Source organism: Synechococcus sp. W60.1 (assembly GCF_047461575.1).
In the GTDB taxonomy this organism is placed as follows: Bacteria; Cyanobacteriota; Cyanobacteriia; order Thermostichales; family Thermostichaceae; genus Thermostichus.
On sequence record NZ_JANSHL010000008.1, the window covers coordinates 49,791 to 59,806 of the forward strand.

General features: G+C 57.9%; 8 protein-coding genes and 1 tRNA gene. 4 read left to right on the forward strand and 5 right to left on the reverse strand.

Features of this window, described 5'->3' with window-relative positions; translation table 11 throughout:
- The first annotated feature begins 297 nt into the window (after positions 1-297).
- Positions 298-2,598 (forward strand): DUF1796 family putative cysteine peptidase, encoded by a 2,301-nt coding sequence (locus NW805_RS08710; protein ID WP_414422260.1) that lies wholly within the window; start codon positions 298-300, stop codon positions 2,596-2,598.
- Positions 2,599-2,719: 121 nt separating this feature from the next.
- Here NW805_RS08710 and NW805_RS08715 read toward each other — a convergent pair.
- Positions 2,720-2,792: transfer RNA gene (locus tag NW805_RS08715), tRNA-Thr, on the reverse strand.
- 66 nt (positions 2,793-2,858) lie between these two features.
- On the reverse strand, positions 2,859-4,469 hold the full coding sequence (lnt, locus tag NW805_RS08720) for an apolipoprotein N-acyltransferase (RefSeq protein WP_414422261.1): 1,611 nt from the start codon (positions 4,467-4,469) through the stop codon (positions 2,859-2,861).
- Positions 4,470-4,701: 232 nt separating this feature from the next.
- Here lnt and NW805_RS08725 point away from each other — a divergent pair, with 232 nt between their 5' ends.
- Positions 4,702-5,238: an HNH endonuclease gene (locus NW805_RS08725; protein ID WP_011433030.1), complete on the forward strand. Its 537-nt coding sequence runs from the start codon at positions 4,702-4,704 to the stop codon at positions 5,236-5,238.
- 9 nt (positions 5,239-5,247) lie between these two features.
- Here NW805_RS08725 and NW805_RS08730 read toward each other — a convergent pair whose 3' ends face one another.
- The gene (locus tag NW805_RS08730) at positions 5,248-6,183 is read right to left on the reverse strand and encodes an alpha/beta fold hydrolase (protein ID WP_414422262.1); all 936 of its coding nucleotides are present in this window, start codon (positions 6,181-6,183) and stop codon (positions 5,248-5,250) included.
- 96 nt (positions 6,184-6,279) lie between these two features.
- Positions 6,280-6,807 carry an adenylyl-sulfate kinase gene (cysC, locus tag NW805_RS08735; RefSeq protein WP_414422263.1) on the reverse strand — a complete coding sequence of 176 codons (528 nt, stop codon included), beginning with the start codon at positions 6,805-6,807 and terminating at the stop codon, positions 6,280-6,282.
- A 154-nt stretch (positions 6,808-6,961) separates the two neighbouring features.
- On the opposite strand from cysC, the gene NW805_RS08740 reads away from it, so the two are divergent.
- Entirely contained in the window at positions 6,962-8,227 is a 1,266-nt protein-coding gene (locus NW805_RS08740) for an aspartate aminotransferase family protein (RefSeq protein WP_414422264.1), read from the forward strand.
- On the opposite strand, the gene NW805_RS08745 is transcribed toward NW805_RS08740, so the two are convergent.
- Positions 8,224-8,577, reverse strand: a complete 354-nt coding sequence (locus NW805_RS08745) for a hypothetical protein (RefSeq protein WP_414422265.1) — start codon at positions 8,575-8,577, stop codon at positions 8,224-8,226. The genes NW805_RS08740 and NW805_RS08745 overlap by 4 nt on opposite strands.
- Positions 8,578-8,820: 243 nt before the next feature.
- On the opposite strand from NW805_RS08745, the gene NW805_RS08750 reads away from it, so the two are divergent.
- On the forward strand, positions 8,821-9,645 hold the full coding sequence (locus NW805_RS08750) for a creatininase family protein (protein WP_011433035.1): 825 nt from the start codon (positions 8,821-8,823) through the stop codon (positions 9,643-9,645).
- The last annotated feature ends 371 nt before the right edge of the window (positions 9,646-10,016 follow it).

Here is a 10,016-nt window from a genome sequence, read left to right on the forward strand (position 1 = left end):
AAACAGACAGCCCTCGGTCAATATGCTAGCTTTAAGCCAAGATTGACTGAGTCTTTATTCAGAACTGTATTAAGAACCGTATTGGCCCAGTTGAACTGGATTTTTGGGTACTAGAGATCTTTCCTTTCCAGATTTAAGAACTTCTCTTTTTCCCGGATAAAACAGCAGAGATGGGATCAGCTCCCAGGCTCTTGCCCTTCTCAGCCGGCTGCTGAGCTGTTGATTGGGTGATGAGTGAGTGCAGTCCGCCCGCGCAGCCCCACAATTTCCCATTGAATCCTGTGCCAGGAAAACGTTATGTATCGCTTCCAGGTTCGTGCCATCACCCAGCCGGGCGAGAGAATTGCCTTGGTGGGATCCAGCGCAAAATTGGGCTCCTGGGATCCCTGCCATTGCATTTGGCTGCAAACGGATCCGACTCGCTATCCGCTGTGGTGGGTAGAGTTGCCGTTGAGCCCGGCAGATGGCGCGCCCGGCCCGCTGTTACCCTACAGTGGATGTTTAAAAGAAACTCCTCGAGTGGAGTACCGATATCTGCGCGTGCAAGCCGGTGGCGAAGTGATTTGGGAATCCACCGCTGTCAATCGCTGGGTGCCCCTTGAACCAGAACCTTTACCGGCAGTTTTGATTGTCGAGGATGGGGAGTTTGGCCGGATCCCTGCCTATCCTTACGGCTATTTTGCCGATCCCATTCCTGAGGTCGAACCGGAAAATCCGCAAGGGCTAAAAGTCGTCATTTTGGGCAGTTCTGTTGCCCTGGGGTGCAGCGCCTGGCTGTTGCGAGGTTGGGCTTGGCTGTTGCAGAAAGCTCTGCAAGAACGCTATGGCCATCAAGTGCGAAATCTCTCTGAACTGGGGGCAAACGTCAGCCGAACTCTGTTGCGGTTTGAGCAGGCGGTGATCCCTGAACATCCCGATGTCGTTATTGTTGCTTTGTCTTTGGGAAATGAAGGCTTGGCATCGGCCTTGCCCCAGCATCGCCGCGCCCTGCAGAGACGGTTTGAAAACGGCCTGCGGCGGTTAATTCAGCGAATTCAAGACATTGGAGCCTTGCCGATCCTGGGGGGGGTTTATCCCCATGCAAACTACGGCCCAGAACAGCATCTTCTTTTGCAAGAAACTCAGCAAAGAATGCTCAGCTGGGGATGCCCTGTGTTCAATTGGCTGCCTCATTTGGAAGATGGACAGGGCCGCTGGAAACCAGACCTTGCTTTTGACCCAGCTCACCCCAATTCCAAGGGTCATCAGGTCATGTTTGAGGCCATCGATCTCTCTCTTCTGGATCCCGGCCAAGTTAGTTCAGCTCGTAGAAAGCTTGCTCAACCCGTTGGAGAACGGGTCGTTTTTGCAGATGAGCATGGTTTTTGGGTGACTGCAGAAACAGGCAAAAACCAATTTCGCATCGTGAATATAACTCCCTACCCTTACACCATCACGCCCACTTGGCAACCTTTGCAAGCCGCTTTCCAAAAAGCAGGTCTACAGCCGGGTCTGTATATTGGCAGAAGCGATGAAAGGCTAGGGGATGCTACCTTATATTCCCTTTCCGTACAAGAAGATGGTTCGGTGCAAACCACCCTCTCCGTTCCTGCGGATGCCGATCTGGTCTTCTCCCCAATAGCTCAGTTCTTTTCCTCGGAATCAGTAGAAACGATCTTCGAGGATGGATCGTTGATCCTTCTCAAGCTCAGTGGATCCTCAGAAGGCTCTTCTAATCCCATGCCTCGCCTGTGCGTGATCAACCAGAGCAATCACGAGTACAACATCCACCCCATGTGGAAGGAAGTGCGGGCTGCTCTCAAAGCCATGCCGATGGGTGTTTACGAAGATCCGAGCCACCGCGAAGCTCTCTTCCGAACCCTGATGATCGGGGAAGGTGGCCTCGAAAGTCGGGTAAAGGCTGCTCCTGGATCGGTCATGCTGCTGGAATACACCTGCAAATTATCGGATATTCATCGTGTTGCCATTGTACCGTTGGGGGATCGCTGCGCGGTGCGAATGCTGCTCTACAAGTTGGAATATGATGGGCCTGCCTTTCCTTTTGATTTGACGCGCACCAGCAATTTGGCCGATGTGGCCGATATGATCCACAACGAGTTTCAGGGCATGTGGGATCCGCAATATTTACACTACAGCCCTGAAGATAAGCGAATTTACCACAGCAAGTGGACGGGCCTCTCCTTTGGCCATGAGGTGGAAGAGGGGGAGGATCCACTTCAGAATATGCACCCCATCCATGAGCGAATGCGAACTCGCTACACTGCTCGCGCCAAGCGTTTTATGTATGTTTTGGAAAAAGCCGATAAAGTCTTGTTTGTGCGCACAGGGGGTTGCCGGCGAGAGGCCGTTGCTGACTTAATGGATAAGCTGGCGGCTAAGCGCAGGGGCAAGCCTTTTCTGCTGCTGATTGTTTCTCCTCAGTCTTCTGATGAGTTTGCCGGGATCCCCAATGTTATCCATTATGAGATGGAGTTAAATCCCGACCGCATGTGTGCAGATCCTGAGCATTGGAAGTACTGCACAGGGGTAATGAGAGATATTCTCCATTCTTTGGGGGTCTCTACCCGAAATCTTTTCTGGTGCCCTCCACAACTGTAGCCGTTCCAAGGTTTCACTGCAATTCGAAAGAATGATCGCTGCTGCCCAAACGCTCCGCGCCGCTTCCGCGACCACCCCCAACTCTTCTCCCAAAGGGACTCTGAGGTGTTCAACTCCAGAAAGCTGATGATCGGACTCGAACCGACGACCTGCTCATTACGAGTGAGCTGCTCTACCAACTGAGCTACATCAGCAGGGCTTTGAAGTGAGGACTGGATAGGAGAATCCGCAGACCCACCGGTGGGCCTATCGATTCTAACTCATCCTTGCCTTGCTCGGGATCCCCAGCGCCATAGCCCCAAAGATAGCCCCAACGTCAGCCACGCCAGCCAATCCCCCGCGCGATTGTAGAAAGTTGTCTCAGAACGCCGCCTCACCTCTCCCGTGATCACCCCCCGCTGAAAGATGGGGCCAACCTGCTGGAGCCGACCTGAGGGATCCACCACCAAATTGCCGCCGGTGTTGTTGACAAACACCACGCTACGCCGATTTTCCACAGCCCGGAAAACCGAGAGCTGGCCATGCAACATCGGCCAGTGGCTATTACCAAACCAGCTATCATCCGAAATCACGATCAAAGACTCGGCGCCGCGACGGGTTAAAGTTCGGCTGGGCGCAGGCAAGACGCTCTCCAAGCAGATCATCACCCCCAAAGGCCCGAAAAGCTCCCCTCCGTCCAGAGGCCGATAGCCATCGGGTGAAGGCACGTAGCGCCCCGACTCGAAATAGGGAAAGATCCACTGCTTGCCAAACCCATCCAGCAAGTTGCCCCGGGCGTCAAACAACAGGGCCGTATTAAAAAATCGCTGCTGCTCTTCCGGCAAATGGGCTGTGCGGGGATCCGGCTCTGTTGCCCCCGTAATCAAAGCGCCTTCCGGCGGCAGAATCGCTTGCATTGGCTCGATCACGTAGGGTTCCAGGCCAGTATTCAGCAGCCGTGCCCGCAGCGCCCCCTCCGGCCAAACCACCAACTGCGCCCCGGCAGCCACCCCCTGGGCAGAAAGCTGATGCAGCTCCCGGTAGCGCTCCAGGCGGTAGTTCCAACTGCGATCGGCTTCCAGCCAAGCCACCTGCTGCACTGCCGCTACCCGAAAGTCAGGATCCCTGTTTTCGACGGCCAAGGCATCGAAGTAGGCCAGGCGTGCGCTTCCATAGGCCAAGACCAGCCCCGTCAACCCCAGGCCGCAGGCGAGCGTACCCCAGAAATCCCTGTTCCTGAGCATCTCACCCAAAACGTTTCTCAGGGATCCCCCGGCCGCCTGCCACCGGCTAGAAATCTGCCTGGCCATCTGCCAAAGAACCCCATTGACGAACACGGCATAGAAGGTAACCCCCCAGATCCCCGTAACATCGGCTACTTGGATCCCGAGGGGCCAGTCGAACAACAGGGATCCCCAGTGGAAAGGGATGGGCCACCAGAGCAAGCCCAACAGCCCATCCAAGCCTGTCCAGACCGTGGCCAAGCCCAGCGGACGTGCCCAAGCCGGCAGGGGGCGGCTCAGCTCCAAACTGAGGAGCGTAGCAGTGGTGAAAAAGAGGGGGATCAGGGGAGCCACCACCACGCCCCCCAGGATCTCCCAGGCGCTCAACACCTTAACCGAGAAGGGATCCACCCAGAAGGCATACAGGCAAACCCAAAACCAGAGGCCATAGGCCAAACGCCACCGCGCCCACCCTTGCCGTTGCTCGCACAGGCCAAACAGCAGGGCTAGGCCCAGCAGCGCCCCCGGAAACCAGTGCCACCAGCGGTTGGGGGATCCCAGACAAAGCAGCACAATGGCCAAACCCATCAGCCAGCGGGATCCCTCGCCTGGATTTCTCTTTTGGGGCAGATCCTGCTGTTGAGTTGAAGATTTCAGTTCCAGCTTCATCACCTCAATAAAGTTCAGCCTATTCGGGAAACCCCACGTAATGCCCTAGGATTGAACACGCCCTTGCCAACAGATCTTTTCCAGAGTAGCGCTCTCGCAGCAGCCGGGAATATCTCCTGGAGCACAGAACTCCTACTGCTTGAATCTAAAGCTGTGTTAACATTTTGCATAACTTCAGGGGGCTGGCGCCTTCCGGCTTGGGTTGGGGATCCCGTCAGCGGTGCGCGGCACTATGGGCAAGGTTTTGGTTTTGAATGCCTCCTACGAGCCGCTCAACATCACCAGTTGGCGCAGGGCAGTCGTTCTTTTGCTTAAGGGCAAGGCCGAGCAAATCGAGCACAATGGCCGAGTGGTGTACGGCAACATTCCCTTGCCCACTGTCATTCGTCTGCGCCACTATGTCCACGTTCCCCACAAGGAGATCCCACTTACGCGCCGCAACGTCCTCTACCGGGATGGGCATCGTTGTCAGTACTGCGGCTGCTTCGGCGAAGATCTCACCCTGGATCACGTGATCCCTCGGTCTCGTGGCGGCGGGGATACTTGGGAAAATGTGGTCAGTGCCTGTGTGCGTTGCAACGTGAAAAAAGGGAACCGCACCCCCCGCGAAGCCGGTATGCCCCTGCTGCGCCAACCCCGCCGTCCCCACAGCACTCTTTACTTTGAAATCTCCAAAGCCGTCGGCAGTGGTTCCCATCGAGAATGGTCTAAGTACACCATCGGCCTAGAAGGGGATCCCCAGGAGGAATTGTTGGACAGCCCAAGCTAGACGGGCCGCCTAGGGATGGACTTCCGATACAGGGGCAGCTTTGGAAATGGGGGGAGAAGTGGTGGCTGGGATCCCGGTCTCGATCCACCGGTGAATCAGGGCATTGACCTCTTCGGGGCGCTCATCGTGGGGGCAGTGGCCAGCCTCCAGGAAGTATTCCACTGCTTGAGGGTAGTGGGCCCGGTACAGCTTAGAGCGTTCCCGAGCCCGCATCCAGGGATCCCGTTCTCCCCAGATCAACAACAGCGGGCGCACCAAGCTGCACAGCAGCTCATCTACATACCGTCCCTTCTGCCCACCTCGCATCAAGGCCACAAACACATCGGCAGCCCCCGGATCCTGGGTGGGGCGATGGATGGCCTCGACCAGCTGATCGGTCACGGCTGCCGGGTCGTAGTAAACCTGCTTCAGCTTGGCTCGGATCACGTGCGGCTGCCGCAAATACTGAAACAGCAGGTAAGACACCAGGCGCTGGCGCAGGCCCCAGCCCACCAATCCGCCTATCCATTGCCGCCATCCGGTCGGGGATCCCTTGAGGGTGGAAAACCCACCTGCCCCATTCAAAAGCACCACGCCCCGCACCCACTCCGGCCACTCCGCCGCAAAACTGAGCACCACATAGCCGCCCAGGGAGTTGCCGATCCCCACCACAGGCCGACGGATTACCTGTTGGCAAAAGTCCCGCAGCTGATCCCGCCAGATTTCGGCGCAGTAGTCCCAGTTGGGCTTGGCGGAGCGACCGAAACCCAGCAAATCGATGGCGTACACCTGGTAGTGTTGAGCCAATTCGGGAATGTTCTTGCGCCAGTGGTCGGTGGAGGCTCCAAAGCCGTGCACCAGAAGCAGAGGCTGCCCCTGCTCACCCTGTTTGACGTAATGAACTGACTGCCCTCGCCAGATCCACCGCGCCGAAATGGGAGTGGCCGATGCCGATGTCGAATCCATAAGAGTTGCTTGTAAGCCCTTCTTAATTCTAGGTTCTTTGCAGCTACTCCGGGGGGAAGCCCACCCTCTACGGGCAGCGTAAGAGCAGGGGGCCTGTTAGACATAACCTCTGCTTTTTAGGCTTTGTATCACCAGGTCAATACATTCGGGGATGCTTTGCTCGGCAGTTTTGCACACCACCTCCGGCTGTTCCGGCGGCTCGTAGGGATCGTCAATACCGGTAAAGTGCTGGATTAAGCCTGCCCGCGCCTTTCGATAGAGGCCCTTCACATCCCGGCGTTCGCACACCTCCAGGGGGGCATCCACAAAGACTTCGATAAAGCTGCCAATATACTGCCGTACCTCCTGCCGTGCTGCCCGATAGGGGGAAATGGCCGACACCAGCACAATCACCCCGTGCCGAGTCAGCATCTCCGCCACAAAGCCGATGCGGCGAATGTTCTCCTCCCGATCCACTTTGCTGAAGCCCAGACCCTTGGTGAGATGTTGCCGCACCAGGTCCCCATCGAGCACTTCCACCGGCAGCCCCCAAGCGCGCAACTGCTGGGCCACGCCGCAGCTCAGGGTGGTTTTGCCCGCCCCGCTCAATCCCGTAAACCAGACCGTTACCCCCCGCCGCGACATCTGTCTGTTTGCTTCTGTCTGTTTGCTGTGGATCCCTGAATCTTTGGCCCCGCCAGAATATCATCTCCAAAGCAGGGTGGTACACTCGAAACACGGCTTGCGCCAGCCCCAAAGCGCTCCGCGCCGCCAACACGACAGCAATCTTTTACCGGCCATGTCTCCTCTAACTTCGCCTCTTGCCAGTGCCCCCTCGGGATCCCCGACAACTGCCGAGCTGTTTGCCGAGCATGTGATGTCCACCTACGGGCGCTATCCCCTGACCTTGGTGCGCGGGCAGGGGTGTCGGGTTTGGGATGAGCAGGGGCGCGAGTACCTGGACTTTGTGGCCGGCATTGCCACCTGTACCCTGGGGCATGCCCACCCGCTGTGGATTCAGGCGCTCACCGAGCAGGCACAACAGTTGCACCATGTTTCCAACCTTTACTACAACCAGCCGCAGGCACAACTGGCTCAATGGCTGACCCAGCACTCCTGTGCCGACAAGGTGTTTTTCTGCAACTCAGGGGCGGAAGCCAATGAGGGAGCCATTAAGCTGGCCCGCAAGTATGCCCACACGGTGCGCGGGATCCAAGATCCGATGATCCTCACCGCCCATGCCAGCTTCCATGGCCGCACCCTGGCCACCATTACCGCCACCGGCCAGCCCAAATACCAAAAAGACTTTGCCCCTCTGGTGCCCGGCTTTGATTACGTTCCCTACAACGACATCGAGGGCACAGCAGCGGTGTTGGAGCGCTGGGGCGAGCGGGTGTGTGCCGTGCTGTTGGAGCCGTTGCAGGGGGAAGGGGGGGTTGTGCCGGGGGATCCCGCCTATTTTCAACGGTTGCGCCGGATCTGCAGCGAGCGGGGCATTCTGCTGATTTTGGATGAGGTGCAGGTGGGCATGGGCCGTACTGGCATGCTGTGGGGCCACTGTAACCTGAGGGTGGAGCCGGATGTGTTCACCTTGGCCAAGGGCCTGGCCGGTGGGATCCCCATCGGGGCCTTGTTGGCGAAAGACTTTTGCGCCGTGTTTCAGCCGGGGGATCACGCCAGCACCTTTGGGGGCAACCCCTTGGCTTGTGCGGTGGGCCTGGCGGTTTGCCGCACGCTAATGTCGGAGAGTTTGGTTTGGAATGCCCAGCAGACAGGGGTGTATCTGCGTCAGGGGCTGTCCCGCTTGGCGGAGCAGTTTCCGCAGCTCGTTGAGCAAGTGCGGGGCTGGGGCCTGATTCAGGGCTTGGTGGTGCGCATCCCGGCGGCTGAAGTGGTCAAGGCAGCCATGGACTGCGGGCTGTTGTTGGTGCCGGCAGGATCCCAGGTGGTGCGCTTTGTGCCCCCCTTGATCGTCACCCCGGCAGAAATTGACGCGGCTCTAGCGATGTTGGCATCGGCTTTGCAAAGGTTGGCCGCCTCCCTTGGCCATTCCGGGGCAGCCTAGCCTCGCCAAACTTGTCGCAGAAAGGCCTGCAACTGCTGTCGGGCAGGGAGCTCGTGGGGAGCGGGATCCCTTGCCTGTTCCAGAAGGGGCAATACCTCCTCCGCATAGGCCGGAACAAAGCCGGCAGCAGGCCAGAGCAAATCCGAGGTGGCCCGCAGGTTGAAGACTTGGGATCCCTGCCTGAGCAGGAGAGGCCGCACCCAGAGCAGCGGCGGGGTGTCAGAGCCTGCCTCAAGACTGTGGCGAGAAACCTGAATCAGCTCCGCATAGAGGGTGGCCTGCGACCCTGGCAGGGCGAGGATGGGACGGGGTGAGGGTGGAGTGCTGCCCACCTCCACCGGGGCAGGCAAAGGGCGGCTTCTGAAAGGGATATTCTCCACAGAGCCACATCGGGCGGGCAAACGAGGCAACAGGGTCATGCAATCGTTAACTGAAGACGATATGGACTGTACTGATCCTAATCGATGGCCTCCTTACTTTTCTTTGGCAGGCGGGTTGGCCGGGGATCCCGTCTTTGCGGGCATTTCGTGAACCCGATTTTGTGGCATGGTGCTAGGTAGCTTTCTGATCAAACTTGAACGGATCCCGCCATGATGCACACTTTTGTCCCGCCCCACCGCTTTTTCCCCTACCTGACCTGGACGGAGATCCAGGCCATGCCCGACAAAGAGAACGTGGTGATCATTCAGCCGGTTGCCTCGATTGAGCAACACGGGCCCCACCTGCCCCTGGTGGTGGATGCCTGCATCGGCACGGCGATCATTGGGCGCGCCATGGAGAAGCTGGAGCCTGAGATCCCAGCCTATGTTTTGCCCACCCAATGTTACGGCAAAGCCAACGAGCATTGGCATTTCCCCGGCACCATTACCCTCTCGGCTCAAACCCTGATGGCGGTGCTGACAGAAGTGGCAGAGAGCATCTACCGAGCTGGGTTTCGCAAGCTGGTGTTCCTCAATTCCCACGGTGGCCAGCCACAGGTGCTGGAGATTGTTGCCCGCGATCTTCACCAGAAGTATGAAGATTTCATGCTGTTTCCGGTGTCGGTCTGGCGGGTTCCCCACGAAGGACGAGAGCTGTTTACCGAGAAAGAGCGGGAATTGGGTATTCACGCCGGCGATGGGGAGACCAGTATGCTGATGCACCTTTTGCCGGACACGGTGCGAACCGACCGATTGGTCTGCGAATATCCCCACGATCTGCCGGAAAACAGCCTGCTCAGCATGGAAGGGCGGATCCCTTTCGCTTGGGCAACTCGCGATCTCACCCAGAGCGGAGTTTTGGGCGATGCCACCGCCGCCACGCCGGAGAAAGGCAAAGTTTTGGTGGAGTCCATGTCTGACGGCTGGGTGCGGCTGATCCGAGATCTGCACCGGTTCCAGCAGCCCAAGGCTTGGCGCAAAGCCCCGCTGCTGGTCTAGGGATCCAGGCAAAAGACCTACGGCCTGCTTTGTGAAAGGCTTTCGCCAGAACTGGCCGACCAAGATACGACCTGCTGACGCGATCAGGGCAGCTTTTTGCTGGGCTGCTGCGAACTCTATCTGCCCAATGGGAAAGGGTGATACCTTGGCCCCAGAACACACCCGTTCTGGTGGAAATGGGGTGGATTTGGTCAAAGTTCACCTGGCCACTGCCCATGAGGGTATGGATATCTTCATCGCTAACGGTCAGCTAGAAATCGCAGGAGCCCCGCACTGTACCCGTAGGGTCAGTGTCGGGAGGAATGCGCTTTGATGAAGTACAATGAACTTATGAGCCAAGTCCTGACCGTCTCCTGTAAGCTCAAGGCGTC

Coding starts and splice junctions, on each gene's coding strand:
- NW805_RS08710 (WP_414422260.1), top strand. CDS start 298: ATGTATCGCTTCCAGGTTCGTGCCATCACCCAGCCGGGCGAGAGAATT.
- lnt (WP_414422261.1), bottom strand. CDS start 4,469: ATGAAGCTGGAACTGAAATCTTCAACTCAACAGCAGGATCTGCCCCAA.
- NW805_RS08725 (WP_011433030.1), top strand. CDS start 4,702: ATGGGCAAGGTTTTGGTTTTGAATGCCTCCTACGAGCCGCTCAACATC.
- NW805_RS08730 (WP_414422262.1), bottom strand. CDS start 6,183: ATGGATTCGACATCGGCATCGGCCACTCCCATTTCGGCGCGGTGGATC.
- cysC (WP_414422263.1), bottom strand. CDS start 6,807: ATGTCGCGGCGGGGGGTAACGGTCTGGTTTACGGGATTGAGCGGGGCG.
- NW805_RS08740 (WP_414422264.1), top strand. CDS start 6,962: ATGTCTCCTCTAACTTCGCCTCTTGCCAGTGCCCCCTCGGGATCCCCG.
- NW805_RS08750 (WP_011433035.1), top strand. CDS start 8,821: ATGCACACTTTTGTCCCGCCCCACCGCTTTTTCCCCTACCTGACCTGG.